The organism is Kribbella sp. CCNWLW201, assembly GCF_037203805.1.
Classification (GTDB): domain Bacteria; phylum Actinomycetota; class Actinomycetes; order Propionibacteriales; family Kribbellaceae; genus Kribbella.
Map to the genome: position 1 here is coordinate 1835759 of NZ_JBBCBQ010000001.1, position 24543 is coordinate 1860301.

The window sequence follows — 24543 nt, forward strand, 5'->3', positions numbered from 1 at the left end:
CCCATCACTGTTGCTGCTGCTGTTGGGCGACGTTCAGTTCAGGACCGCGCTCCGGCGTCGAAGCCTCGTCAGCCTTGACGCCTGTCGAGCCCAGCCCGCGTCCACGGAGCTCGGCGTCCTCACCGGAGGCCCTGGGCGCCAGCACCCAGGTGTCCTTGGATCCGCCGCCCTGCGACGAGTTCACGACCAGACTGCCCTCGGGGATCGCCACTCGGGTCAGTCCACCCGGCAGCACGAACACGTCCTCGCCGTCGTTCACCGCGAAGGGCCGCAGGTCCACATGCCGCGGCTGCAACCGCTCACCGACCTTGGTAGGCACAGTGGACAGCTGTACGACGGGCTGCGCGATCCAGCCGCGTGGATTGGCCTTGATCCGGCGGCGCTGGGCCTGCAGCTCCTTCGGCGAGGCATCAGGCCCGAAGACGATGCCGTAGCCACCAGAGCCCTCGACAGGCTTCGTGACGAGCTCGTCCAACCGGTCCAGCACCTCTGTCTGCTCAGCGGGCAGCCAGCAGCGGAAGGTGTCCACATTCGGCAGCAGCGGCGTCTCACCCAGGTAGTACTTCAGGATCTCGGGGAGGTACGTGTAGATCAGCTTGTCGTCGCCGACACCGTTGCCGATCGCGTTGGCGATCACCACGTTGCCGGCCCGTGCCGCGTTCACCATGCCCGCGACACCGAGAACGGAGTCCGGCACGAACTGCACCGGGTCCAGGAACTCGTCGTCGATCCGCCGGTAGATCACGTCCACCCGCTGCTCGCCCTCGGTGGTCCGCAGGTAGATCACGTTGTTGCGGGCGAACAGGTCACGCCCCTCGACCAGCTCCACACCCATCTGCCGCGCCAGCAGCGAGTGCTCGAAGTACGCCGAGTTGTAGACGCCAGGCGTCAGTACGACGACGTTCGGATCGGTCACACTCGGTGGAGCCGCGGCTCTGAGGGCTCTCAGCAGGTGGACCGCGTAGTCGCCGACCGCACGGACCCGGTGCTTGGCGAACAGGTCCGGGAACACCCGTGCCATCGTCCGGCGGTTCTCCATCACGTACGACACCCCGGACGGGCTCCTCAGGTTGTCCTCCAGCACCCGGAAGTCGCCCTGCTCGTCCCTGACCACGTCGATCCCGGCCACGTGGATCCGGACCCCGTTCGGCGGGGCAATGCCGGCCGCCTGCCGGTGGAAGTGCTCGCACGAGGTGATGAGCCGTCGGGGCAGTACGCCGTCCGCCACGATCTGCTGTGGTCCGTAGATGTCGGCCAGGAACGCCTCCAGCGCCCGGACCCGCTGCACGATGCCACGCTCCAGCCGGGACCACTCCGAGGCCGTGATCACCCGCGGCACCAGGTCCAGCGGGAACGGCCGCTCCTCGCCGGACAGGCTGAACGTGATGCCCTGGTCGACCAGAGCTCGGTCCAACGCCTCAGACCTCGTGGTGAGGTCACCCGGCTGCAACGGCTTCAGCGAGTCGTGCAGCCGCTTGTACGCCGTTCGTACGCCGTCGACCGGGTCGAACATCTCGTCGTACGCATCGGCGTGCGGCCGCCGCGGGTCGAGGTACCCGTCGAACAACTGTGTGCCCGCGGGGCGGGAGGATGCGTTGCTCATCCGCGTCCTCGCTTCGCTCCGGGCGCGGATGAGGCTCGAAGGGCGCTGTGTTGAATGATGACCTCGCTGCGCTCGCTCATCTGCGCATCTTCACCCACCGGGGCCGACCTCGCACCCGGAAGGCCCGTCAGTTTTCCCGCACGTAACATTGCGGACAGTCAATCGAACCGTCGGAGGGGCCTGATGAGCGAACGTCTGAGTGTCGGCGACACCGCACCCGATTTCACCCTCCAAGATGCCGACGGCAACGAGGTCGCGCTGAAGGATCTGCGCGGGAAGAACGTGATCGTCTACTTCTACCCGGCCGCGATGACCCCGGGCTGTACCAAGCAGGCGTGCGACTTCCGCGACTCGCTCGACTCCCTCCAGGCCGCCGGGTACGCCGTACTCGGCATCTCACCGGACAAGCCGGCCAAGCTGGCCAAGTTCCGGGAGCGGGACGCGGTGACGTTCCCGTTGCTCAGCGACCCCGACAAAGAGGTGCTGACGGCGTACGGCGCGTTCGGCGAGAAGACGATGTACGGCAAGAAGGTCACCGGGGTGATCCGCTCCACCTTCGTCGTCGACCCGGACGGCAAGATCGCCGTCGCGCAGTACAACGTCAAGGCCACCGGCCACGTCGCCAAACTCCGCCGCGACCTCGGTCTCTGAAGCTGTCTTTGTCCGCAACCGCCGGCGGCGGTGAAAGACAACCTTGTCAGCGCCGTTCTCGGAGGGAAACCTTCGACCGTTTCACGGGCATGGTCCATGGAACGGTCGTTTGAGCGGTCTGCGGCGTGTGATTTGGATCACACCCGAATTTCACCAGATCGCAGCGATAAGACTACCGTCAGTGAGTTTTTCAGCGTTCCTGTGAAAGAGCGGTACTCCCAGGAGCGTCGGCGTTCCGTTGCGGTCCACCCACAGCTGTGTCCAGGAACACTGCGACCTTGGCCCTGACCAGCCGAAAGCGGGTAATCTGCGCGCGCAGTCAGCCTCTGGGAGGGAGGGACCTGCCGCGATGGGAAAACACTCCTCTGCGGTGACGCGAAGTAACAACAACCGTCGATCGGTGTACATCACCGCGGTCGGGCTACTGGTGATCTCGCTGGGCGCCGTGTTCGTGGTCCGGTCCTTCGGATCCGAATCGGGAGCCGACGGCTTCCTCGGCGGCGGCAGCCAGTCGTGCGACGACCCAACCCAGGTCTCGCTCAGCACCACGCCCGAGTTGCAGTCCTCGCTGGAGGCGGCGGCCAAGTCGCTGGCCACCAAGGGCGGTGACGACGGAACTCCGTGTCTGCAGTTCACCATCAGCGCGGCTCCGTCGGCGAAGGTCGCCCAGGACCTGGCGGCCAACAGCGACAACCGTCCCGACCTGTGGATCCCGGACTCCTCGCTCTGGGTGGCCCAGGCCGACGACGGCCAGAACGTGCCGACCGTCGCCGTACCGTCGATCGCCACCTCACCGTTGGTGCTGGTCGGACGGAACACCAACTTCGCCGACACCTCGTCCTGGCTGCGCTCCTTCGCCGGCGCCCAACCCGCCCTGCTGGACCCGCTGGGTACGTCGCCGGGTGCGCTGGCGCTGCTTGCGATCCAGTCGGAGCGGCAGAAGACGTCCGCATCCGACAGCCAGGTCGCCGAAGTGATCGTGCCGCTCGCGCAGCGGCTCGGCTCGATGGCCAAGCCGTACAGCGACCCGAACGCGTTGTTCGGCCGGGCCGATCAGGACGGCAGCACGGTCGTCGTACCGGCCTCCGAGCAGAGCTTCGTGAAGTACCAGGAGGACCACCCGGACGCCCAGCTGAAGGCGCGGGTTCCGGCCACCGGCACCCTCTCGCTGGACTACCCGATCGTGGTCACCGCGAAGTCCGATGCCGAGCAGGCCACCGACGCCGCCAAGGCGCTCGCGGCCGAGCTCCTCACCGACAGCTCCAGCCAGGCCCGCGACGCGGCCGGCTTCCGGGACGCGCTGTTCAGCCCGCTGAGCGGCGGTCGCGGCGTCGGCGACATCACCCAGCTCGCCAAGCCGAACGGCGAGACGATCGACAAGACGCTGCTCACCTGGACCCGGCTGTCGCTGTCCACCCACTCGCTGGCCGTGATCGACATCTCCGGCTCGATGGCGGAGGTGGTCGGCAACAAGACCCGGATGCAGCTGACCATCGAGGCGGCCGGCGGCGGTCTCGCGCTGTTCCCGAACAGCGCGTCACTCGGCCTGTGGACGTTCTCGACCAAGATCGGTCCGGACGACGCCGACTACAAGCAACTCGTCCCGATCGCGCCGCTGTCGGACCGGCAGCGCAAGAAGATCCTGGACAACCTGAAGATCCAGCGCCCGATCCCGAACGGCAGCACCGGCCTGTACGACACGGCCATCGCGGCCGTCCGCGCGGTGCGCCAGCAGTACGACTCCAGCGCGGTCAACTCGATCCTGCTGTTCACTGACGGCAAGAACGACGACCCCGGCAGCCCCACCCTGGAGCAGACCGTCAAAACCCTCGAGGGTCTGACCGACCCGGCCCGCCCGGTCCGGATCATCGCCCTCGGCATGGGCCCGGAGGCGAACGCCGACGAACTCCGCGCCCTCGCCAAGGCCACCGGAGGCCAGAGCTACGTCGCCCGCAACCCCGGCGACTTACGCCAGGTCTTCATCGACGCCCTCCAAAGCCGCTGACCAAGCCGTGTCTGATGCTCCCGCGCAGTAGGCGGGGGAGCATCAGCCACGGCCTAAGTCGCCTCCCCTAAGATGTCCCCGGGGAGGCGACTCCCAGGCCTGAGTGGTGGAACGGCAGACACGCCGGCTTTAGGTGCCGGTGCCCCCGGGCGTGCGGGTTCAAATCCCGCCTCAGGCACAACCCGCGACGACCCGAGAGTCCCGCCGTCCCGGCGCGCTTTAGATGCCGCCACCGCCCGGTAGTTCGTCGGGGGGTTTGGTGTAGGCGGCTTCGGTTGCGGGGAAGGTGCGGAGGGTGCTGACGACGGTTTCGTCGTCGGTGCCGGAGGATTCGGCGATGAACCAGGTGGACAGCTCGGGATCGCGGCTGCCTGGGTGGGCGGGGCGCAGCCGGATCCCGAGCGCTGCTGCCGAGGCGACGGCGTCATCGGCGTCGCCCGACAGCTTGACGAGCACGGTCAACCTGACACCACCAGGCCGACCACGTTGCCGCCGTCGTACCAGACTTGCGTGGTGCTGCCGGAGCCGAGGAAGGCTCGCTGGACCATGTCGCACTGGATCGCGGTCGGGTTCGCGAGGGCCCGCCAGTTGCCGTCCACGAAGAACCAGAGCTTCATCGGGCCGGACGGGATCGGGACCAGTTCGGTCCAGTACTGCGTGGCGACGCCGGACGTGACGGTCGGCAACGCGTTGGGAGCCTGGGCGCGGGCGACCTGGCCCGCCGACGTCGGGTTGGTGCTGGCGGTGGTGCCGGCGGCTGCCGGGGCGCCGTTGCTGGTGGAAGCGAATGGGCTGGTGGTGCTCATTGAGATCTCCTGAAAAGTCGAGGTACTACGAACCGGAGACGACCAGGCCGACGATGACGTCGTCCTGATGCCAGACGCGCACGTCCGAACCCGCGCCGAGGAAAGCCCGCTGGACCATGTCCCGGACGATGTCGTTGGGGTTGTCGAGGTGCCGCCAGCCGGAGTTGACGAACAACCAGAGGCTGCGGGTGTCGCCGGGCGGGTAGGACTGCAGTTCGTCCCAGTACTGACTGGCGATACCGGACTGGATCACCGCGGGCACGAGATGGGCCATCGCCTCGCGCAGGTCCGGCCGGTTGCCGATCCGCTGAGTGGCCGGCCCGTTCGGTCCGTCCTGCTGCGGTGAACCGGTGGCACGCAGGACCGTCACGGCCTGCGCTGGCGTCAGGACCGGACGCCCCGCGGCGATCTGCATGCCCTGGATACAGGCGAGGGCGCCGACCACGATCGGCGACGCGGACGACGTACCGCTGAAGCTGTTGGTGTACCAGCGCGTCTCGTCGGCGCCGTTCTGCAGGTTGCCGTACCCGGTGGTCGTCACCTCGCGACCCCAGCCCTGGGCGTCGAGCCGGCGGCCGTAGTTGGAGAACCCGAGCCGCGACCGGTCCGCGCCGAACGTCCCCGACGGCGGGGCTCCGGCGCCGACCACGACCGCGCCGGACCCGGGATTGGCCGGGTTGAACGGGTTCTGCCAGCTGGCCGGGAAGCCGGCCGGCCTGGTGTCGTAGATCGGGTCGTCCAGGTTCTCGGCACCGTTGCCTGCGGCACCGACCACGATGATGCCCTTGCCGATGGCATAGCGGACCGCGGCCAGATCGTCCGGCCACCATTCGATCGCGATGTAACCACGCTGGTCGTCGCGTCCCTCGAAGTCGAACCGAGGGCCGGGCCGGTGCAACTCGAGCAGGATGATGTCCCCGGAGTTGAGCGCGTCGGCCGCTTGGCTGATGGCTGCCGCGGATCCGACGCCGCCGAAGATCGAGGCGCCCCGGACGACGGCGTCCGGTGCGATCCCGACCACGCCGAGACCGTTGTCATCGGCACCGATCTCGCCGATGACCGCCGTACCGTGGTTGCGCCAGCCGAGGTCCGCGGTCGCTGTCCCGGTGAGGACGCCGCCGGCGTTGTGGATCAGGTCCTCGTGGGTGAAGAGCCAAGCGCCTTCGACGTCCACGACACCCACTCCGCCGCCGCGTCCGCCGGGCTGGCCGGCCGCCCATTGGGCGTCGACACCGGCCGGAGCGGGCCCGAGGTACCCCTGGCCGCCGGTGAAGTCGGCTGTCGCGGCGGGCGTCTGGACCGCGGCCGGACGCACCGGTGCGGCGATCGCCGCCGGTACCGCGGGCGGCTTCACGTACGCGGCTGCCACCAGCGGCGCGGCTGCCAGTCGATCGGCGAGTGCGTCGAGGCGGTCCTCGTCGGCCCGCACGCGGTAGAAGTCCGCGAGCCCGGCGATGACGGTGTCGGCTCCCGGGGCGGCGAAACCGGCCCGGGCACGGATGGCTTCCTCGCTCGGCCCGAACAAGGGCTCGAGTGCGATGTGCTCGTCGTCCAGTACGGCGGCCAACTCGGTCGTATCGGCTCCGGCCAGCGACGTCACTGTGGTGCCCATGGCCTCCAGCCGGGACGACGACTCGGTGATGACGATGAGCTCTCGCTCCGACGGTTCGTAGACGGACAGCCCGTCCGGCGGGCCTCCGCTGCTGCTGCCGCCGCCTCCCCTGCTGCCGGCCTTCGCCCGTGATGTTGTCCGCTTTCGTGGTGCGGCCATGACGAACTCCCCCTGCTTCCCCTCGATGCCCCCAGTTCGCGTGCTCGGTCGTCGAGTGAGTTTGCCAGCCGATCGTCACCGCCGCGTCACCGGCGGCAGGGATTCCAACGCTTGCTTGTCTGTCCCGGAAAAGGCTTCTGATAAAGGGCTTTCGGCGATGACCGCGGCACGGGTGCCGTGCTATCAAAGAGGGGGAGGGGGCGTCGGGGGATGTTGCCGGATTTCGTGAGCTCGATGGTGGGTCGTGCCTTGCACGGGACGCCACCTGTTCTGCATCTCTTCGGTGGTCCGTACGTCTCGGTCGGCATTCACCAGGTCGACGTACCAGAGGCCAGCAAGCGGCTGCTCGCGTTCGTCGCGCTGCACAACGGCTCGGTCAGCAGGCGGCATGTGGCCGGCACACTCTGGCCCGACTGCGACGACGGGCGAGCGTCAGCGAATCTGCGGTCGGCGCTGTGGCGGCTCAACGGTGTCGGGTGGACGTTCGTCGAAGCCTGCCGCCAGACCCTCGTCACCGGTCCGGAGGTCGTCGTCGATGTCGCGGTCGTGAACGAATGGGCCACCCGCCTGATCAGTCACCGGGAGGTCCCTGACGATCTGCTGTCGATGCCGCAGGACGTGAACGCGCTGGAACTTCTCCCCGATCTGTCCGACGACTGGGCGCTGATCGAACGCGAACGCATGCGGCAGCGCCTCCTCCACGCATTCGAGGCACAGAGCCGTCAGCTGCTCATCGAGGGCAGGTACGGCGAGGCGATCGAAGTAGCACTCGCGGTCGTCTGCGCCGACCCCTTGCGGGAAAGCGCACAGCGGGTCCTGATCGAATGCCACCTGGCCGAGGAGAACAGGGTCGAGGCCGACCGCGCGTACCGCAGCTACCAGAGCCTGCTGCGCCGCGAGGTCGGCGCCGAACCTAGCGCCGCGCTGACCAGGCTGATCCGGCCGCGGCCCGTCGAGCGGATTCAGTCCAGGGTCGAGAGGTACGCCGTACCGCGTGGGCTGAGCTCGTAGCCGACTTCGAGGCTGTAGGTGAGACCGAGGTTCTTGAGTTTGCGGACGTCCAGTTTGAACGGAGCCGTCTCGCGACCGAGTTCAGCGGCCAGGTCAGCGGCTCGGGTGGCCGGCTTCGACTGGATCAGCCGGAGGGTGTCGGCAGTCCAGGCACCCTGGTTGCTCAACTCGTCGAACTTCGCCAGCCGTCCCTTCAGGTCCTCGAGTTCCTCCGGAGACAGCGTCGACTGGGCGGCGAGTTGCTCGCGCGGATCCGGGCCCTCGACCAGGTGGAACTTGATCAAGTACGTCGGCCAGTCCTCGTTACCGCGGAGACGGCGACGGACGTCCTTCGCGTTGCGGCGATCCGCGGCGGCGACGTCGGCGTCGTTGTCGGCGATCAGGTCCGGGTTGACCTCGCGGACACTGTCGATCTCGATCCGGCCGGCGTTGGTGCGGTAGATCCGCCCCTCGACCACCCGCGCCTCGGCCCACCGCCGGTACGCCGCGGTGATCTTGCCGTCGGCGACCCCGTCGCGATCCGATCCGGCGAACAACATGGCTCTACCCTCCCAGTGCTTTCGCGACGATCGGTGCGAGGGCGCGCAACGCCTTGCCCCGATGGCTGATCGCGTCCTTCTCCTCGATCGACAGTTCCGCCGTCGTCCGGTCGTAGCCGTCGGCCTGGAACAGGACGTCGTACCCGAATCCGCCGGTGCCGCGCAGTTCGCGGATGACGGAGCCGCGCATCTCGCCGAGCACCAACTCGTCGGGCTCGCCCGGGCGGACGAACGCGACGGCCGCGATGAACGACGCGCCGCGCCGCTCGTCCGGTACGTCCTCCAGTTGCCCGAGCAGCAGCAGGTTGTTCGCGTGGTTGTCCTTCGCCGGGCCGGACCAGCGCGCCGACAGCACGCCAGGCATCCCGTTCAGCGCGTCCACACAGATCCCGCTGTCGTCCGCGATCGACGGCAGCCCGGTCGCCGCCATCGCCGCGTGCGCCTTCAGCAGCGCGTTGCCCTCGAACGTCGGCTCGGTCTCGGCCGGTTCCTGGTACGGCGCTACGTCGCCGAGGCCGAGCACCTCGATCCCGGGCACGATCGGAGTCAGGATCCGGCGCAGTTCCTCGAGCTTCTTCTGGTTGTTCGATGCGAGAAGAACACGGGTCACGCCAAGGCCTCCTGCTGCAGCTTGGTCAGCTCCATGCAGCCCGCCGCACCGAGGTCGAGCAGGCTGTCCAGCTCGGCGCGGTCGAACGGCGCGCCCTCGGCCGTGCCCTGCACCTCGATGAACCTGCCGTCGCCGGTCATCACCAGGTTCATGTCGGTCTCGGCCCGGACGTCCTCCTCGTAGCAGAGGTCGAGCATCGGGGCGCCGTCGATGATGCCGACCGAGACGGCCGACACCGAGCCGGTCAGCGGCTCGCTCTTCAGCAGTTTGCGGTCGCGCAGGTAGGACACCGCGTCGGCGAGGGCGACGTACGCGCCGGTGATCGCGGCGGTCCGCGTGCCGCCGTCGGCCTGCAGGACGTCGCAGTCCAGCAGGATGGTGTTCTCGCCGAGCGCCTTGTAGTCGATCACGGCCCGCAGCGAGCGCCCGATCAGCCGGGAGATCTCGTGCGTCCGGCCGCCGATCCGGCCCTTCACCGACTCGCGGTCCGAGCGGGTGTTCGTCGACCGCGGCAGCATCGCGTACTCCGCGCTGACCCAGCCGAGGCCGGAGCCCTTCCGCCACCGCGGCACGCCCTCGGTCACACTCGCGGCGCACAGCACCCGGGTCCGGCCGAACTCGACCAGCACCGAGCCTTCGGCATGGTCGAGCCACTTCCGGGTCAGGGTCACGGGCCGCAGCTGATCCGGAGTACGTCCATCGATACGAGCCATGCCTCAGACCCTATGCCTCCACGCGCTGGACCTCCGCATTGGTCGCCGGCTTGAGCTGACTGACCGCCATCCGGGCTGCCCACGGCGTCAGGTCACCGGCCCGCCGCCCGAGCCACGGGACGCCTTCCCGGACCAGCCAGACCGTGTCCGCCCACCTGCTCGGCGGCTTGGACGCACAGTCCAGCTCAGGCGGTACGTCGATCTGCAGCCCGCGACGAGCCAGCTCGTCGGCGAACCCGCGGGCCAGCCGCCGGTGACCACGTTCACCTGGGTGCAGCCGGTCGATGCTCCAGAAGTCCCGGCGGTACACCTCCGGGTAATCGGCCATGTCCAGCCGGATCCCGCCGTACCTCGCGTGCAGGTCGTCGTACGCGAGATTGACCTGCTCGATCCGCTGCCACAGCGGCCGGCGCAGCCACGAGGGCAAGCCGAACACCTGGCCGTGGTCGTGGAAGCGGACTGTGAGCAACAGCGCGCCACGGGCGGTCAGCTCTTCGGCGCAGAGTTGCAGACAATCGCGGATCCGGCCGGGGTCGAAGGTGGAGCGCAGGGTGTCGTTGACCCCGACGATGAGTGAGGCGAGGTCGATTGGACCGTTGCCGGTCTCGGGTAGTTGCTCGGTCGCGACGACCGGCGCGGTGGCACCGCTGGTCGCGAAGTTGGAGAACGTCACACGGTGGGAACTGGCCAGGGAGTCGGCGAGCAGCGAGGCCCAGCCTCGCCACCCTTCGCCCGGGCGCGCGCCGGCACCGGAGAGGTCGGTCGTACTGCTGCCGTTCATCGGGTCCCCGACACCGACGGTGGTCGAGTCGCCCAGTGCCACGTAGTGGAGGCTCACATTCCGTCATGGTGACGTCACCGGTCGAGCCGCTGGTGTTGCCCGGATGACGTGTTGGGCAATTCCAGCTGGAGGACGGGTGATTGAAGGACGGAAGTGCGCGGAGTTAGGGTGCTACAAACAACTATGTGCAGGAGTTGCTTCGATATGACTGATCTTCGGTTCGGTGTGGTGGGACTCGGTGCCCGAAGCCGCATCGCGCAGTACGCCCACCGGCCAGGCGAAGGTTCCGAGGTCGTCGCCCTCGCCGACCCGGCCGCCGCCCAGCGGGACGCGGCGCAGCAGCAGTACCCGGACGCGACGGTGCATGCCGACCACACCGAACTGCTCGACCAGAAGCTCGACGGCGTCTTCCTGACCACGCCGGACGACCTGCACGAGGACCCGGCGATCGACTTCCTCCGGGCCGGCGTCTCGGTGTTCGTGGAGAAGCCGCTCGCGATCACCACGTCGGGGTGCGACCGGGTGCTGCAGGCGGCGTACGACAGCGGCGCCCGGCTGTACGTCGGCCACAACATGCGGCACATGCCCGTCGTACTGAAGATGCGCGAACTCATCCAGTCCGGCGCGATCGGTGAGGTGAAGGCGATCTGGTGCCGGCACTTCGTCGGCCACGGCGGCGACTTCTACTTCAAGGACTGGCATGCGGACCGGCGTCGTACCACCAGCCTGCTGTTGCAGAAGGGTGCCCACGACATCGACGTGATGCACTGGCTGGCCGGCGGGTACACGACCCGGGCGAACGCCTTCGGCGGTCTGACCGTGTACGGCGGGATCGACGACCGGCTCGACCGGTCCGGGCAGCGGTTCGCCGACTTCGTGTCCGAGGACAACTGGCCGCCGCTGGAGCAGAAGGGCATGGCGCCGGTGATGGACGTCGAGGACCTCTCGATGGCGAATCTCCTGCTGGACAACGGGGTCTACCTCACCTACCAGCAGTGCCACTACACGCCGGACTACTGGCGCAACTACACGGTCATCGGCACCGCGGGGCGGCTGGAGAACTTCGGCGACGGCCCCGGGGGTGTGGTGAAGGTGTGGAACACCAGGCGTTCCGGGTACCGCGAGGACGCTGATCTGGTGGTCGACATCCCCGACGCCGAGGGTGGTCATGCCGGCGCGGATCCGCGGCTGGTCGACGAGTACATCCGGTTCGTCCGCGAGGGCGGTCCGACGCTGACGTCGCCGATCGCGGCCCGCGCCGCGGTGGCCGCCGGGTACGCCGCCACCACGTCTCTCCGCTCGAACGGAACCCCGATCGACATCCCGGCCCTGGACGCGGACCTGATCAGCTACTTCGACAACGGTCAGAGTCGCTAGTACCATCCCTGTCGTGACCTGGTACGCCGCTATGCGAATGCTGAGCCCTCGATGCGGAGGACTCTAGCGGCGCGCGCACACTGACGCTTGCAGCGAGAGAGGCCCCCGGTGTCGGGGGCCTCTCTTTCTTTGTCCCAGCGTCTTTTGGAGCACCATGTACCCCATCACCTACATCACCGACTGTTCCGACGGGAACGCCCGGGCCCGGCTCAGCACCCGCATCGGCGCCCTGTTCGGCCAGTCGCCGACCCTCGTCGCCGCCGACGGCCCTGATCCGGAGGCCTTCGCCGCCCTCACTCTGCTGGACTGTCTGAGATCCACGGAGTCCCTGGGCGAGGAGGGCCATCCGACCATCACTTTGCTCAACATCGCGCCCCGGGACGGTGCCTGGCCCAACGGCGTACCGTTCTGCTACTTCTGGTTCGGCCAGCACCTCGTGGCCAGCACCTTCAATCCCCGCGCGCTTTCTCTGGTACGACGAGAACTCGACATCCAGAAGGTGTTCGTCACCGACATCCGCGAGGTCCTGGCCTCGGCTTCCTGGACGAACCTCGAGCCGGCCGAGGTGGACAGGATCGCGGACACCCAGTTCCGCAGCCTCTGGTATCTCCCACTCCTCGCCAAGTGGATCGCCGACGACCGCCCGGTCCCGTCGACGCCGACCGTCGTACCCCTCACCCCCGACGAACCGCCGACCGTCAGCGTCATCGACAACTTCGGCAACTGCAAACTCAACTGCGAACCCGCAGACATCGGCTTCACCCTCGGCGCCACCATCCCCATCACCCACCCCACCCCCGACGGCACCCCCACCGTCACCAACGTCCGCTGCTACCCCCACCTCACCGCCGTCCCCCGAAACACCCCCGGCCTGATCCCAGGCTCCTCCGGCACCGGCTACGTCGAACTAGTAATCCGAGGCGCCTCCGCAGCCCAAGCCTTCAACCTCCACCCAGGCGCCACACCTGTCCGCACCGGGCGGCTACTTGTCGAGGGGGAGGCCGGCTTCTAGGTGGGTGAAGGCTTGGTCTATCAGGTGGAGGCTTTCGCGGAGGGGGAGGTTGTCGGTGATTTGGTAGGTGGCCATGACTACGCCGATGACGGCGCCGGCCCAGGCTCGGATGGCGAAGTCGGTGGGTGGGCGGTGGACGCGTTCGGCGGCCAGCTCGGCGAGCAGGTCGATGCCGGCGTACAGCTGGTCGAGCATGCGGGCGCGGAGTTCGGGGGCACGGAGGACGAGTTGCTGGCGTTCGGATTCGAGTTGCCACTCTTCGTCGGAGAGCATGGCCAGGCTGTCCCGGAGGGTCGCGCGCAGGGCCGCGGTCGGGTTCAGGTCGGGCGGCTGGGACCGGAACAGGTCGATCATCACCGGGTCGAGCCGGTCGAAGACGACGGTGTCCTCCTTGGTCGGGAAGTACCGGAAGAACGTGGCCGGCGACACCTCGGCCGCGGCCGCGATCTCCTGCACCGTCGTCTCGCCGTACCCCTGCTCCCGGAACAACCGCAATGCGTGCTCCTGGATCGCCGCCCGGGTCTTCGCCTTCTTGCGTTCGCGCAGGCCGGTCGGCTTCTCCGTCTTCATGACCCGATTGTGGCAACCTCGACGGGGTCACGGTCGACTGACACCCGGTGGCGTGGGAGGAAGGCCAGTGCGAGTACGAGCCCCAGGGCGGCCACTGCGCAACAGGTCCAGAGGGTCGCGTTCATGCCGTGGACGAAGGCGTTCCGGGCCGACTCGGCCAAGGCCGGCAGCTTCGCCTGCGCCGCGACGGCCACGGCACCGGAGGCACTGTCGCGAGCAGCGTGTGCCGCTTCAGCGGGCAGGCCGGAGACGTCGAGCCGGTCGCGATACGCCGAGTTGAGCACAGTACCCAGGATCGCGACACCGATCGTCCCGCCGACCTGACGCAGCGCCTGGATCAGCGCCGAACCCGAGCCGCTGCGTTCCACCGTCAGCGCACCGATCGCCAGATCCATCACCGGAGGCAAGGTGAACCCGATGCTGAGCCCGACCAGACTCACCCAGACCGCCGTGTACCCGTAGCCGTCGTCAACGCTGCTCACCGCGCCCAACACCAACCCAGCCAGCATCAGCACGAAGCCGACCGACACCGCCACCCGCGTCCCGACCGCGACGACGAGCCGTTCGGCGATCTTGGCCCCGACCAGCAGACCGCCAATGATCGGCAGCAACCGCAGGCCGGTCGACAAGGCGTCCGCACCTTGCACCGCCTGGAACAGTTGCGGCAGCACGAACAGCAATCCCATCAACGCGAACGACGCCAGCGTCGCGAGCACCGTCCCCCACGCGAACCGCGGCGACCTGAACAACGCCAACTCGACCAACGGATCCGCCACCCGCGCCTGCCACGCCCCGAACGCCGCCAACAGCACAACCCCACCGGCGATGCACCCGAGCGCGACCGCCGAGCCCCAGCCACGCCCCCCCGCCGCGACGAACCCATAGGTGAGCGCAACCAGACCAGCCCCGGACAGCAGAATCCCCAGTACGTCGATCCGCCCGGTACGGTGCCCGCGCGTCGCCGGGATGAGCACGGCCACCGCGACCAGACCGACCGCGACGAGCGGCAGGTTGATCAGGAAGACCGACCCCCAGCGGTAGTTGTCGAGCAGCCAGCCGCCGAGCACCGGCCCGAGCGGGATGCCGAGCGAGTTCGCCATCACCCAGATGGTCATCGCCCGCGCCCGCTCCTCCGGTGCGAACAGCACGTTGAGCAGCGACATCGACAGCGGGATCAGGAACGCCGCCCCGACGCCGAGCGCCGCCCGCGCCGCGATCAGTTGCCCCGGCGACGTCGAGATCGCACACGCGGCCGACGCGGCACCGAACATCAGCAACGCCCCGATCAGCAGCCGCTTCTGCCCGAAGCGGTCACCGAGCAGACCAGCCGGCAGCAGCAGCGCCGCGAGCACCAGCGTGTACGCGTTCGCGAACCACTGCAGCTGACTCGTCGACGCCCCGAGATCGGTGGCGAGCGTCGGCAACGCGACGTTCAGCACCGTCAGATCCAGCCCGACCACGATCAGGCTGACCGCCATCGCCCCCAGCGCCCACCACCGCCGCGGGTCCAGTGCAGCATCCATGACAACACCTTTCTGAGATCAACTCTAATTTGAGAGTAGATCTCAGAATTGATGATTGTCTAGTCCTATCCAGCAACCACGCCCCGGAGTACATCCCGCACAGCCTCGGGCTGTTCCCGCCACGGTGAGTGACCGGCGTTCGGCAGCAGGTGGAACGTGTGGTGCGGCGTGTGGGCAGCCAGGTCCTGTACGGCGGAAGCCGGCCGCGGATCGCCGTCGCCGTGGATGTACGTCACGTGCATGGGCAGGGAGGCGGCGAGGCCGGGAACGTAGTCGTCGGGCCACGACCTGATGTCGGCGCCGAGAGCACTGTTCGCCGCGAAGTTGATCGGCAGGTCGACCGAAGCACTCTCCAGCGCCCAGATCATCGCCATCGACCGGTCGGCATGGTCGGTGAACCAAGACAGGACCCGGAACTCGATCTCCTCGTCCGCCGTGCGATCCGCGGCGGACAACGCTTCCAGGCGATCACGTTGCGCCGGAGTAGTCCGCCGGCGATGTTCCTCGTCGTACGCCGTACGCCAGTCACCGATGCCGACGCCGTCGAGGTAGACGACGCCCGCGACGTGGTCCGGGTACGACGCCGCGTACACCAGCGCGAGCGTCGCGCCGAACGAGTGCCCGATGACCAGGATCTGCTCGTGACCCCAGTACGTGCGCAACTCGTCGATGTCCTGCGCCAACCGCCGCATCGTCTGCAGTTCCGACGGATCCGAACGCCCGCAGCCTCGCTGGTCGAAGCGGTGTACGACGGTCAGGTCGTCGAGCATCTCCGCGAGCACGGCGTAGTCGTCCCACAGACCCGGACCGCCATGCAGGATAACGACCGGTACGGCGGACGTCGCCGTTCCGGTGGTTGCGGTCCACAACCGAATGCCGTCAGATGTCGAAAACGGCATGCGGGGTGGCGAGATCGACCTGACCGGGGTACGTCTTGCGGGCGTTCTCGGCTTGGGTTTCGCGGTCGTACCACGGTGGGACGTGGGTGATGACGAGGCGTTTCACGCCGGCCCTCTTGGCCTGTTCGCCGGCGTCGGCCGGGGTGAGGTGGAGATCGGTCGGGTTGTGTGGATCGTTGTCCGGCAAGGCCGCTTCGGACAGCAGCATGTCGGCGCCGCGGGCGAGCTCGACCAGGGCGTCGTTCGGACCGGTGTCACCGGTGTACACGAGCGATTTGTTGCCGTGCTCAACACGAATCGCGTACGCCGGCACCGGATGCACCATCGGCGCGGTCCGGACGGTGAAAGGCCCGATCTGCTGAACGTCGTGCCAGGTGTGGAATTCCAGCTCCTCCTCCATCCCCGGATCGAGCGGCAGGTCGTACGCCAGCGCCATCCGGTACGCCGTACCAGGTGGGCCGTAAACGGGGATGCGCGGGATCGGTGCCCCGGGTGCGTACTTGGCCGAGACGTACAGGCCGCACAGGTCCATACAGTGGTCAGGATGCAAGTGGGACAGGCCGATCGCACCGATCTCCGGTACGGCGAGATGCCGCTGGAGCGAGCCGAGCGCACCACTGCCGAGATCGAGGATCAGGTTGAACCCCTCGGCGGTGACCAGATAGCTCGAGGCGGCCGAGTCCGGCCCGGGAACGGACCCGGAGCAGCCGAGCACGGTGAGCTTCATAGCTTGAACATTACCGGCGGGTTGCCGCGTTCGCAGGGAGGCCGGTGGCGTCGGCGAAGAGCTGATCCAGTTGCCTGGCAGTGATTTCGCGCACGTCCGAGGCAGATCTGGTGCCCTGGACAACATCCAGTGCGAGCCCTGTCACACCCGCGACGAGCAGGTCCGTGGACGGTTCGTCGACCGCGTGCGGCGGACGGTCAGCGGATCCAGGCGAACTGGTCGACGCCGGACAGGACCGGGCCGAGGAAGCGGGAGCCGATGGCGGCGAACTCGTCCGGGCTGCCGGTGGTGACGAAGCGGTGCCGCGGCTCGGGCAGGTGGTCCGGTCGGAGCAGGCCGGTCTTGGTCAGGACGCCGTACACATCCTTGGCGCACTCCTCGGCGCTGCTGACCAGGGTGACGTTGTCACCCATCACGTAGGAGATCACGCCGGTCAGCAACGGGTAGTGGGTGCAGCCGAGGATGAGCGTGTCGACGCCGGCCTCGACCAGCGGATCGAGGTACTCGTGGGCGGCCTCGAGGAGCTCGGGTCCGGAGGTCACGCCGGACTCGACGAAGTCGACGAACTTCGGGCACGCCTGGGTGAACAGCTCGACCTGCGGCGCGGCGGCGAAACCGTCCTCGTACGCCAGCGAGGCGGCGGTCGCCCGGGTGCAGATGACGCCGACGCGCTGGTTCCGGGTGGCGGCGACGGCGCGGCGGGCGGCCGGCAGGATCACTTCCACGACCGGTACGTCGTACCGCTCGCGAGCGTCCCGGAGCATCGCGGCACTGGCCGAGTTGCAGGCGATCACGAGCATCTTCACGCCTGCTTCGACCAGGTGGTCGAGGCATTCCAGCGCGTACTCGCGGACCTCGGCGATCGGCTTGGGACCGTACGGCTGCCGCGCGGTGTCGCCCAGGTAGAGGATCGGCTCGTGCGGCAACTGGTCGAGCACTGCTCGGGCGACCGTGAGTCCCCCGAAGCCCGAATCGAAGATCCCCACCGGTGCGTCTGCCACGGCTGAAGCTTATCCGCCGGCCGTCGGTTCGGCGCAGCCGCCTGTGGACAGGTCCGGCAACGGGCAGGGCTGAAGGGAGGCTTACCTAAGCAGGGCAAACGACACGCCGGAGTTATCCACATCTTTACTCTCCGGAATTGCCTTTTCGCGTGATGCGCGCCACTCTGGAGCGATGTTTGTTCGACCGCCCCTCGTGACGCCATGAACCTGGCGCACCACATCGCGGTGATGCTCAGCACCACCGCCGCACCGAATCCGCAACCGGAGAACGCAACGGCCGCAGGTCAGGCCGCCGGTCAGGCTGCGGACACGAACAGCACGATGGCAGACATCGCGGCGTCCCTCGGGCCGACCGGGATGATGCTGGTGCTGGCCATGGCGGCGTTCGCTCTGTACGTCGTCTCGCTGTCCCTGCACCCGAACGCCAAGTGCAACCGTTGCAAAGGCGCCGGGCGGCATCACGGCACCCTCTTCAGCTACGCGCAGCGCCCGTGCAACAGCTGCAAGGGTCGCGGGGTCCACCCACGACTCGGGCGCAAGATCCTCTTCAAGCAACCGTAGGCGGCAATGACGTAATCACCATCAGGTGCCTAAGGCAACGATCAGGCACCCGCGCCGGGTCGGGCCTCCGCCAGCCCCTCCCCGGTGACTCCTCACCCCGACGGCTCGCCCCCGCCGGGCCCGGTACGACGACGGCACCCTCGCCGCCGGGTTCAGTGCTGCGCAGGGTCTCCCAGACCCGCGGAGCGAGCCCGAAGTACGGCGTCGGCCCGGTCGGCGGCCTGGATCTTGGTCAGCACGTTCGACACGTAGTTGCGAACCGTCTTCGGGCGCAACCCGAGCCGCTGCCCGATCGCGGCATTGCCGAGTCCGTTCGCGACCAGCGACAGGATCTCGTGCTCACGCTCGGTCAGCTCCGGGAAGACCGGTGCCCGCGGCCCCGGCGGCTGATCCGTCAGCGCGATCAACCGCGCCGCGACCGCTCCGGAGAACACCACCTCGCCGGCCGCGACCGCCCGGATCGCCGCCACGATGCGCTCCGGCTCGGCGTCCTTCAGCAGGTAGCCGCGGGCCCCGGCCCGAACCGCCCCGAACACCGACTCGTCGTCCACCATCGTCAGCACCAGCGGCGCAACCCGCGGGGCGCTAAGTCCGAGTCGGCGGATCACCTCGATCCCGCTCATCCCGGGCAGGTTCAGATCGACGACGACCACGTCCGGCGCGAGCCGTTCCACCAACTCGACCGCTTCCGGCCCTGACCCGGCCTCGCCGACGACGGTCAGATCCGGCTCCAGCTCGATCCGGGTCCGCAACCCGAGCCGGAACATCGGATGGTCCTCGACCAGCACCACGTCGACCGGTTCGGCGTTCACAGCGGGATCCTCCCGCACACCCGGGTCCCGGCCGGGCCGGACTCGATCTCGAGCCCGCCGCCCAGCGCCTCGGCCCGCTCCCGCATCGACACCAACCCCACTCCCTCCGCGGTCCCGTCGTCGAACCCGTGGCCATCGTCCACGACCGTGACCTCGATCCCGTCCTCCGTCACCGTCACGTCAACAGTCGCGGACGTCGCCCCGGCATGCCGTACGACGTTGGCCAGCGACTCCGAGACAATCCGCAGTACGGCGACCTCCACCGCGGCAGGCATCGGCTCCACAGGCAACTGGTGTCGCAGCCGCACGTCCAGCCCGGCGGTCCGGAACCGCTCCACCTCCGAGTCCAGCGCAGATCCGAGCCCGGCATCCAGCGCAGCCGGCTGAAGGTCCCGGCTGATCCGCCGAACCTCGGTGATCGCCGCCCGAGCCTGTCCCTCCAGATGGGCGAGCAGATCCTCCGGCCGCACCCCGCGCTCGGCCGCGAGCCGCAGCGTGTCCACGGTCAGCAGTTGACCGGCGAGCAACGGCCCGACTCCGTCGTGGAGGTCGTGCCGCAGCCGCCTCCGCTCGTCCTCGCGCGCGGTCGTGGCAACCGCCCGGGCCGTCCGCAACTCGCCTGCCTCACGCTGCGCCCGCAGCACGAGTACAACGAACGGCAGCACCTCCCGCAAGGCCCGCCGATCCCGGCGCGACAGCCGAGGCCCCTCCGTCGATGCGACCAGCAACGCGCCGAGCGTCGTACCGGAACCGTCGACGACACTCTCGCGGTGTGCCTCGGCCGGCGGATCACCGTGCACCCACAGGGTCTCGCCGTCGGCGTCGAGGACCTTGACGTACGGCAGGACGAGGGCGGCCGCGATCGTCTCGGCGAGGTTGGCCGGGCGACCGTCGCTGCCGGCAATGCCGTGTGCGAGCAGGGCCGCGATTCCGCCCGGGCGACCGCCGGGCCCCAACAGGCGGTCGCGGAACCAGCCACCAGCCCGGGCCAAGAGCAAGCCGCCGGCCAGCGCCAGCGCCGCGACCACCGCAGCGCCCACCACCGACGCGGATGCCCGGGCCATCGACAGACTCGCGAGTGCGACGAGACCGACGTACGCCGCGAGCAGCAGGATGACCGCACCGGCGTAGAGGACCGTACGGCGTAGCACGAGGCTCACGTCGTACAGGCGATAGCGCAGCAGGGCGAAGCAGATGCCGAGGATCATCGCGACGAACGCGAGGTATGCCGTGGCGACCAGTCCGAGCTGCCAATGCTCGACCAGGTCCACGATCGAGAGCACGTTGGCAACCACGACGTTGCCGGCCAGCAGAACGAAGCCGAGCACGAACCACTTCGCCTGCTGCCGGGCCGTCCAGTCGGACACCCGCACGTAGCGATGGATCTGGATGCCGGCCAGCAGAATCACCGACAACAGGTCGTAGAGCCCTTGCGGCGCGGAGTCCGGCTGGACGTAGTCGAGCTGGTTGCCGACGACCAGACCCGCACCGATCAACCCGACGACCGGCCAGGCCCAGCGGAACCACCGCGGGTGCCAGCGGCCGTCCGGGAACAGTCCGATCAGTAGCGGCAATGTCAGCTGGATCGACGCGATCAAGATGGTCCGCAGTACGACGGCAGCGTCGCCCTGCTCCGCCAAAGCGTCGGCGAAGGGACCTACGAACAAACCACCGAGCTGTATGGCGGTCACCACTGCCAGCAGGGATGGGCGACGCCAAACCAGCACCAGGCTGACGCCCAACGCCAGCAACAGGAGGGCCCAGCTGACGACCGTGATGACGGCGGCATAGGCGCTCACGGACACGCGGAGGGCGGCCAGCACTTCCAAGGACGGAGCCGTGGGCCGCTCGAACGGAAGGCAGATACCGCGGTCACAGGGCTCGAGGATCCGGCGATGAACCCCGGGCGTGCCGAGGACCGCCGTCGTGAGCGCCACCAACGTGACGCCCACGGCGACGGCCCGGGCCCACCGGATCTGCGCCAACGCGAACTCCCCCCTCGCGGTCCGCCTCGGCAGCCGGTCAGCCTGCCGTGACGGAACGTGCGGTCCTGACCATCACGATGCCGACAATCGCTGCCAACAGCAACGGCACGACCGGCGGAGCACCGAACGCGACAGCCGTCACCATCGTCAGTATGGCGAGTGCCGCGACCACCACGCCGGTACGACGAGCCACGCCGGCCCGGCGCAGCAGCACCACGACTCCGATCAGGGCGAGCGAGCCGGCGACTGTGCTGAGCGCGATCGCCCGGTTGTACGCGGCGTCGTAGATGCCGAACCAGCCGTCTGGGTCGTCGGTGCCGAGGGCGTAGTCCAGGACGAAGACGACCAGCCAGCACAGCGGCATCACGGCGGCGGCGAGGACGGCCGCGCGGCCGAGGGATCCGTGCGTCGCCAGGCGGACGCCGGCGATATACAGACCGAGCGTCAGCATGTTCAGGACGAGCAGCAGGACGCCCTGCCAGATCATGTTGTACTCGTGGTTGATCGGCGCGACCGCCTCCGCCGGCAGGTCGTTCAGCGAGATGCCGCGCTGCTCGGCGGCCGCGCTCAAGGCGGCGTCGTACCCGTTGTTGGTGGCAATCATCGTGGCGACGAACACGACGAAGCCGATGAACGAGCCGATCAGCAACCAGCCGGCCCGGCGGAGCTGCCGGCCCTCGGTTGTGGTCAGCGCCGGTGAACTGGTGCTCGTGGTGGACATGGTCCCCTCCCAAGGTCGAAACGGTATGTCTCGACCTTGGGCGTCCCGGCGTCCCGGCTGCCAGGGACGAAGCGTCCCGAGGGATTGGGAATGTGCGGGGGCCTGGGGATCAGGCCCAGAGTTGGCCTTCGAGGCGGTCTTCGGCCTCGTCGATGGTGCCTTCGTAGGCCCCGGTGGACAGGTACTTCCAGCCGCCGTCGGCGACCACGAACGCGATATCCGCCGACTCGCCGTCCCGGACGCACTTGGCCGCCTGGCCCAGGGCTGCGTGCAGGATCGCGCCGGTGGAGATGCCGGCGAAGATCCCCTCGTTGTCGAGCAGTTCGCGCACCCGCCGGACGGCGTCCCGCGGGCCGACCGAGAACCGCGCGTCGATCAGTGTCTCGTCGTACAACTCGGGGACGAAACCCTCGTCGAGGTTGCGCAGTCCGTAGACGAGTTCGCCGTACCGGGGCTCGGCCGCGACGATCCGTACCTCGGGCTTGTGTTCGCGGAAGAACCGGCCCGCGCCCATCAGCGTGCCGGTGGTCCCGAGGCCGGCCACGAAGTGGGTGACCGACGGGAGGTCGGTGAGGATCTCGCGGGCCGTGCCGTCGTAATGCGCGGCTGCGTTCGACGGGTTGCCGTACTGGTAGAGCATCACCCAGTCCGGGTGCTCCTCCGCGACCTGCTTGGCCACCCGGACCGCTTCGTTCGAACCGCCCGCGGCCGGGGAGGAGATGATCTCGACACCCCACATCCGCAGGATCTGCCGGCGCTCCTCGGAGGTGTTCTCCGGCATCACACAGACCATCCGGTAGCCGCGGAGCTTGGCCGCCATGGCCAGCGAGATACCGGTGTTGCCCGAGGTCGGCTCCAGGATCGTGTTCCCCGGCCGGAGCCGCCCGTCCTTCTCGGCGTCGAGCAGCATCCGCAGCGCGGCCCGGTCCTTGATCGAACCGGTCGGGTTGCGGTCCTCGAGCTTCGCCCACAGCCGTACGTCGGCCGACGGCGACAGCCGGGGCAGGCCGACCAGCGGCGTGCCCCCGACCGAGTCGAGCAGGCTGTCGAAGCGCATCGTCAGGTCCTTTGGCTCAGCCGCCGGCGACGGCAGGCAGTACGACGACCACGTCGCCGTCCTTGACCCCGGTCTGCAGGCCGCCGGTGAACCGGACGTCCTCGTCGTTCACGTACACGTTGACGAACCGGCGCAGTTCCTCCGGCTCGCCCTCGACGATGCGCTCCTTCAGGCCCGGGTGGGTCCCGTTCACGTTGTCGATGAACTCGGCCAGCGTGTCGCCGGCGCCGTTCACGGCCTTCTCACCACCGGTGTAGGTGCGCAGGATCGTCGGTACGCGCAGTTCGATCGCCATCTATTTGTCTCCTTCTGTCTCTTCATAGGAACCAACCACGCGCACGTCTTCTTCCACGACCTCGCCGTCGATGATCCGGTACGACCGGAACTCGACCGGGCCGTCGTACGCCGGGGAATCCGCACCGTCCCGGGTCGACACCAGTACGTAGTGGGCGCCGGGCTCCTGGGCCAGGTTGATGTCGGTGCGCGACGGGTACGCCTCGGTCGCGGTGTGCGAGTGGTAGATCACCACCGGTTCCTCGTCGCGCTCGTCCATCTCCTTGTACAACCGGAGCAGATCCCCCGAGTCGAACTCGTAGAAGGTCGGCGACATCGCCGCATTGAGCATCGGAACGAACCGCACGGCCCGGTCGGAACCCGCCGGCCCGGCCACCACCCCGCACGCCTCGTCCGGGTGGTCCCGGCGGGCGTGCGCGACGATCGCGTCGTACGTCGCACTCTCGATGATCAGCACGAGACCACGGTACGGGGGCCGCCGGACCGGTCCTGCCAACCCGGGAGTCGGTCCATTATGCGGACAGAGCGCTACCAGCGGTCGTGGATCTGGGGGCGGATCAGGGTGTCGTAGGTCTCCTGGACGGCGGCGAGTTGGTCGGCCGTGAGTGGGGTGAGTTGGGCGGCGGCCAGGTTGCCGGCTACTTGGGCCGGGTTGCGGGCGCCGGGGATGACGACGGTGACGCCGGGCTGGTCGAGGATCCAGCGGAGGGCGAACTGGGCCATGGTGGCGCCGGCCGGGAGCCAGGGCATCAGCCGGCGGACGGCTTCGAGGCCGGTGCCGAAGTCGACGCCGGAGAAGGTCTCGCCGACGTCGAAGGACTCGCCGTGGCGGTTGTAGGTCCGATGGTCGTCGGGGGCGAACACCGTGTTCTCGTCGTATTTGCCGGAGAGCAGACCGCTGGCCAGCGGCACCCGGGCGATGATGCCGACGCCCGCCTCGCGAGCCGCCGGCAGCACCTGGTCGAGCGGCTTCAGCCGGAACGCGTTCAGGATGATCTGCACCGACGCGACGTTCGGCCGCGCGATCGCGGTGAGCGCCTCGGCGCACGTCTCGACACTCACGCCGTACGACGCGATGCGGCCTTCGGACACCAGCTCGTCGAGCGCGTCGAACACCGCGTCGGTCGAGTACACCGGGGTCGGCGGGCAGTGCAGCTGGACGAGGTCGATCGTGTCGACGCCGAGGTTCGCGCGGGACCGGTCGTTCCAGGCCCGGAACGCCTCGAGGTTGTAGTTCTCCGGCACCTGCTCGACCCGGCGGCCCATCTTGGTCGCCACGGTCAGGCCGTCGTACTCCTTGACCACCTGCCCGACCAGCCGCTCGCTGCGCCCGTCGCCGTACACGTCCGCGGTGTCGATGAAGGTGACGCCACCCTCGATCGCCGACCTCAGCACAGCGAGCGCGTCCCTCTCGTCAACTGAGCCCCAGTCGGCTCCCAGCTGCCAGGCACCGAGCCCGACCACGCCCACATCCCGACCGGTACGACCAAGCCTCCGCGTCTCCATGGCCCCAC

At 68.6% G+C, this 24543-nt stretch carries 26 protein-coding genes and 1 tRNA gene; 7 read left to right on the top strand and 20 right to left on the bottom strand.

Features of this window, described 5'->3' with window-relative positions; genetic code table 11:
* Positions 1 to 4: 4 nt before the first annotated feature.
* Positions 5 to 1603 carry a circularly permuted type 2 ATP-grasp protein gene (locus tag V9K99_RS08900; RefSeq protein ID WP_337002655.1) on the bottom strand — a complete coding sequence of 533 codons (1599 nt, stop codon included), beginning with the start codon at positions 1601 to 1603 and terminating at the stop codon, positions 5 to 7.
* A gap of 183 nt (positions 1604 to 1786) precedes the next feature.
* Between V9K99_RS08900 and bcp the strand changes: the two genes are divergently transcribed.
* From bcp to V9K99_RS08915, 3 genes are all read left to right on the top strand, one after another.
* A complete protein-coding gene (gene bcp / locus V9K99_RS08905) occupies positions 1787 to 2254 on the top strand; it encodes a thioredoxin-dependent thiol peroxidase (RefSeq protein WP_337002653.1) in 468 nt (155 codons plus the stop codon).
* A gap of 370 nt (positions 2255 to 2624) precedes the next feature.
* Positions 2625 to 4259: a substrate-binding domain-containing protein gene (locus tag V9K99_RS08910; RefSeq protein WP_337002651.1), complete on the top strand. Its 1635-nt coding sequence runs from the start codon at positions 2625 to 2627 to the stop codon at positions 4257 to 4259.
* Between the two features lie 97 nt (positions 4260 to 4356).
* Positions 4357 to 4437: transfer RNA gene (locus V9K99_RS08915), tRNA-Leu, on the top strand.
* Between the two features lie 41 nt (positions 4438 to 4478).
* On the opposite strand, the gene V9K99_RS08920 is transcribed toward V9K99_RS08915, so the two are convergent.
* Genes V9K99_RS08920 through V9K99_RS08930 form a run of 3 tightly spaced genes read right to left on the bottom strand, consistent with a single transcriptional unit; the run spans position 4479 to position 6836 of the window.
* The gene (locus V9K99_RS08920) at positions 4479 to 4721 is read right to left on the bottom strand and encodes a hypothetical protein (RefSeq protein ID WP_337002649.1); all 243 of its coding nucleotides are present in this window, start codon (positions 4719 to 4721) and stop codon (positions 4479 to 4481) included.
* The gene (locus tag V9K99_RS08925; RefSeq protein WP_337002647.1) at positions 4718 to 5065 is read right to left on the bottom strand and encodes a hypothetical protein; all 348 of its coding nucleotides are present in this window, start codon (positions 5063 to 5065) and stop codon (positions 4718 to 4720) included. Before V9K99_RS08925 ends, V9K99_RS08920 begins: the two co-directional genes overlap by 4 nt.
* Positions 5066 to 5090: 25 nt before the next feature.
* Positions 5091 to 6836, bottom strand: coding sequence for a S8 family serine peptidase (locus tag V9K99_RS08930; protein ID WP_337002645.1), 1746 nt, complete (start codon positions 6834 to 6836; stop codon positions 5091 to 5093).
* 234 nt (positions 6837 to 7070) lie between these two features.
* Between V9K99_RS08930 and V9K99_RS08935 the strand changes: the two genes are divergently transcribed.
* A complete protein-coding gene (locus V9K99_RS08935; RefSeq protein ID WP_337002643.1) occupies positions 7071 to 7847 on the top strand; it encodes an AfsR/SARP family transcriptional regulator in 777 nt (258 codons plus the stop codon).
* On the opposite strand, the gene V9K99_RS08940 is transcribed toward V9K99_RS08935, so the two are convergent.
* The 4 genes from V9K99_RS08940 to V9K99_RS08955 are packed head-to-tail and all read right to left on the bottom strand — an operon-like array spanning position 7799 to position 10547.
* The gene (locus V9K99_RS08940) at positions 7799 to 8386 is read right to left on the bottom strand and encodes a hypothetical protein (protein WP_337002641.1); all 588 of its coding nucleotides are present in this window, start codon (positions 8384 to 8386) and stop codon (positions 7799 to 7801) included. The two genes, V9K99_RS08935 and V9K99_RS08940, sit on opposite strands and share 49 nt — an antisense overlap.
* Positions 8387 to 8390: 4 nt before the next feature.
* Positions 8391 to 8996, bottom strand: coding sequence for an RdgB/HAM1 family non-canonical purine NTP pyrophosphatase (gene rdgB / locus V9K99_RS08945; RefSeq protein ID WP_337002639.1), 606 nt, complete (start codon positions 8994 to 8996; stop codon positions 8391 to 8393).
* Complete coding sequence (rph, locus tag V9K99_RS08950) at positions 8993 to 9709, bottom strand: ribonuclease PH (protein WP_337002637.1); 717 nt, start codon at positions 9707 to 9709, stop codon at positions 8993 to 8995. Before rph ends, rdgB begins: the two co-directional genes overlap by 4 nt.
* 10 nt (positions 9710 to 9719) lie before the next feature.
* On the bottom strand, positions 9720 to 10547 hold the full coding sequence (locus V9K99_RS08955) for an SGNH/GDSL hydrolase family protein (protein ID WP_337002635.1): 828 nt from the start codon (positions 10545 to 10547) through the stop codon (positions 9720 to 9722).
* A gap of 147 nt (positions 10548 to 10694) precedes the next feature.
* On the opposite strand from V9K99_RS08955, the gene V9K99_RS08960 reads away from it, so the two are divergent.
* On the top strand, positions 10695 to 11867 hold the full coding sequence (locus V9K99_RS08960) for a Gfo/Idh/MocA family protein (protein WP_337002633.1): 1173 nt from the start codon (positions 10695 to 10697) through the stop codon (positions 11865 to 11867).
* Positions 11868 to 12021: 154 nt separating this feature from the next.
* Complete coding sequence (locus V9K99_RS08965) at positions 12022 to 12879, top strand: SAM hydroxide adenosyltransferase (protein WP_337002631.1); 858 nt, start codon at positions 12022 to 12024, stop codon at positions 12877 to 12879.
* On the opposite strand, the gene V9K99_RS08970 is transcribed toward V9K99_RS08965, so the two are convergent.
* The 5 genes from V9K99_RS08970 to murI all read right to left on the bottom strand — a co-directional run bounded on the left by V9K99_RS08970 (position 12850) and on the right by murI (position 17599).
* Positions 12850 to 13449: an acyl-CoA-like ligand-binding transcription factor gene (locus V9K99_RS08970; RefSeq protein WP_337002629.1), complete on the bottom strand. Its 600-nt coding sequence runs from the start codon at positions 13447 to 13449 to the stop codon at positions 12850 to 12852. The two genes, V9K99_RS08965 and V9K99_RS08970, sit on opposite strands and share 30 nt — an antisense overlap.
* Positions 13446 to 14972, bottom strand: coding sequence for a DHA2 family efflux MFS transporter permease subunit (locus tag V9K99_RS08975; RefSeq protein WP_337002627.1), 1527 nt, complete (start codon positions 14970 to 14972; stop codon positions 13446 to 13448). Before V9K99_RS08975 ends, V9K99_RS08970 begins: the two co-directional genes overlap by 4 nt.
* Before the next feature lie 65 nt (positions 14973 to 15037).
* The gene (locus tag V9K99_RS08980; protein ID WP_337002625.1) at positions 15038 to 15871 is read right to left on the bottom strand and encodes an alpha/beta fold hydrolase; all 834 of its coding nucleotides are present in this window, start codon (positions 15869 to 15871) and stop codon (positions 15038 to 15040) included.
* Positions 15852 to 16598 carry an MBL fold metallo-hydrolase gene (locus V9K99_RS08985; RefSeq protein WP_337002623.1) on the bottom strand — a complete coding sequence of 249 codons (747 nt, stop codon included), beginning with the start codon at positions 16596 to 16598 and terminating at the stop codon, positions 15852 to 15854. Before V9K99_RS08985 ends, V9K99_RS08980 begins: the two co-directional genes overlap by 20 nt.
* 197 nt (positions 16599 to 16795) lie before the next feature.
* Complete coding sequence (murI, locus tag V9K99_RS08990) at positions 16796 to 17599, bottom strand: glutamate racemase (RefSeq protein ID WP_337002621.1); 804 nt, start codon at positions 17597 to 17599, stop codon at positions 16796 to 16798.
* A gap of 201 nt (positions 17600 to 17800) precedes the next feature.
* On the opposite strand from murI, the gene V9K99_RS08995 reads away from it, so the two are divergent.
* Positions 17801 to 18160, top strand: a complete 360-nt coding sequence (locus tag V9K99_RS08995; protein WP_337002619.1) for a hypothetical protein — start codon at positions 17801 to 17803, stop codon at positions 18158 to 18160.
* 152 nt (positions 18161 to 18312) lie between these two features.
* Here the strand turns inward: V9K99_RS08995 and V9K99_RS09000 are convergent, their stop codons facing one another.
* The 7 genes from V9K99_RS09000 to V9K99_RS09030 form a co-directional block, all read right to left on the bottom strand.
* Positions 18313 to 18972, bottom strand: coding sequence for a response regulator transcription factor (locus V9K99_RS09000; RefSeq protein WP_337002617.1), 660 nt, complete (start codon positions 18970 to 18972; stop codon positions 18313 to 18315).
* Positions 18969 to 20957, bottom strand: a complete 1989-nt coding sequence (locus V9K99_RS09005) for a sensor histidine kinase (protein WP_337002615.1) — start codon at positions 20955 to 20957, stop codon at positions 18969 to 18971. Before V9K99_RS09005 ends, V9K99_RS09000 begins: the two co-directional genes overlap by 4 nt.
* Before the next feature lie 37 nt (positions 20958 to 20994).
* A complete protein-coding gene (locus V9K99_RS09010) occupies positions 20995 to 21678 on the bottom strand; it encodes a hypothetical protein (RefSeq protein WP_337002613.1) in 684 nt (227 codons plus the stop codon).
* Positions 21679 to 21787: 109 nt separating this feature from the next.
* A complete protein-coding gene (locus V9K99_RS09015; RefSeq protein WP_337002611.1) occupies positions 21788 to 22735 on the bottom strand; it encodes a PLP-dependent cysteine synthase family protein in 948 nt (315 codons plus the stop codon).
* Between the two features lie 16 nt (positions 22736 to 22751).
* A complete protein-coding gene (locus V9K99_RS09020; RefSeq protein ID WP_337002609.1) occupies positions 22752 to 23030 on the bottom strand; it encodes a MoaD/ThiS family protein in 279 nt (92 codons plus the stop codon).
* Entirely contained in the window at positions 23031 to 23486 is a 456-nt protein-coding gene (locus V9K99_RS09025; RefSeq protein WP_337002607.1) for a M67 family metallopeptidase, read from the bottom strand.
* A 71-nt stretch (positions 23487 to 23557) separates the two neighbouring features.
* Positions 23558 to 24535, bottom strand: a complete 978-nt coding sequence (locus V9K99_RS09030) for an aldo/keto reductase (protein ID WP_337002605.1) — start codon at positions 24533 to 24535, stop codon at positions 23558 to 23560.
* Between the last annotated feature and the right edge of the window lie 8 nt (positions 24536 to 24543).

Excerpts from the sequence above, each read along its gene's own strand:
- V9K99_RS08900 (WP_337002655.1), bottom strand. The coding sequence starts at position 1,603 with ATGAGCAACGCATCCTCCCGCCCCGCGGGCACACAGTTGTTCGACGGG.
- bcp (WP_337002653.1), top strand. The coding sequence starts at position 1,787 with ATGAGCGAACGTCTGAGTGTCGGCGACACCGCACCCGATTTCACCCTC.
- V9K99_RS08925 (WP_337002647.1), bottom strand. The coding sequence starts at position 5,065 with ATGAGCACCACCAGCCCATTCGCTTCCACCAGCAACGGCGCCCCGGCA.
- V9K99_RS08930 (WP_337002645.1), bottom strand. The coding sequence starts at position 6,836 with ATGGCCGCACCACGAAAGCGGACAACATCACGGGCGAAGGCCGGCAGC.
- V9K99_RS08935 (WP_337002643.1), top strand. The coding sequence starts at position 7,071 with ATGGTGGGTCGTGCCTTGCACGGGACGCCACCTGTTCTGCATCTCTTC.
- V9K99_RS08940 (WP_337002641.1), bottom strand. The coding sequence starts at position 8,386 with ATGTTGTTCGCCGGATCGGATCGCGACGGGGTCGCCGACGGCAAGATC.
- rph (WP_337002637.1), bottom strand. The coding sequence starts at position 9,709 with ATGGCTCGTATCGATGGACGTACTCCGGATCAGCTGCGGCCCGTGACC.
- V9K99_RS08960 (WP_337002633.1), top strand. The coding sequence starts at position 10,695 with ATGACTGATCTTCGGTTCGGTGTGGTGGGACTCGGTGCCCGAAGCCGC.
- V9K99_RS08965 (WP_337002631.1), top strand. The coding sequence starts at position 12,022 with ATGTACCCCATCACCTACATCACCGACTGTTCCGACGGGAACGCCCGG.
- V9K99_RS08970 (WP_337002629.1), bottom strand. The coding sequence starts at position 13,449 with ATGAAGACGGAGAAGCCGACCGGCCTGCGCGAACGCAAGAAGGCGAAG.
- V9K99_RS08975 (WP_337002627.1), bottom strand. The coding sequence starts at position 14,972 with ATGGATGCTGCACTGGACCCGCGGCGGTGGTGGGCGCTGGGGGCGATG.
- V9K99_RS08980 (WP_337002625.1), bottom strand. The coding sequence starts at position 15,871 with ATGCCGTTTTCGACATCTGACGGCATTCGGTTGTGGACCGCAACCACC.
- V9K99_RS08985 (WP_337002623.1), bottom strand. The coding sequence starts at position 16,598 with ATGAAGCTCACCGTGCTCGGCTGCTCCGGGTCCGTTCCCGGGCCGGAC.
- V9K99_RS08995 (WP_337002619.1), top strand. The coding sequence starts at position 17,801 with ATGAACCTGGCGCACCACATCGCGGTGATGCTCAGCACCACCGCCGCA.
- V9K99_RS09010 (WP_337002613.1), bottom strand. The coding sequence starts at position 21,678 with ATGTCCACCACGAGCACCAGTTCACCGGCGCTGACCACAACCGAGGGC.
- V9K99_RS09015 (WP_337002611.1), bottom strand. The coding sequence starts at position 22,735 with ATGCGCTTCGACAGCCTGCTCGACTCGGTCGGGGGCACGCCGCTGGTC.
- V9K99_RS09020 (WP_337002609.1), bottom strand. The coding sequence starts at position 23,030 with ATGGCGATCGAACTGCGCGTACCGACGATCCTGCGCACCTACACCGGT.
- V9K99_RS09030 (WP_337002605.1), bottom strand. The coding sequence starts at position 24,535 with ATGGAGACGCGGAGGCTTGGTCGTACCGGTCGGGATGTGGGCGTGGTC.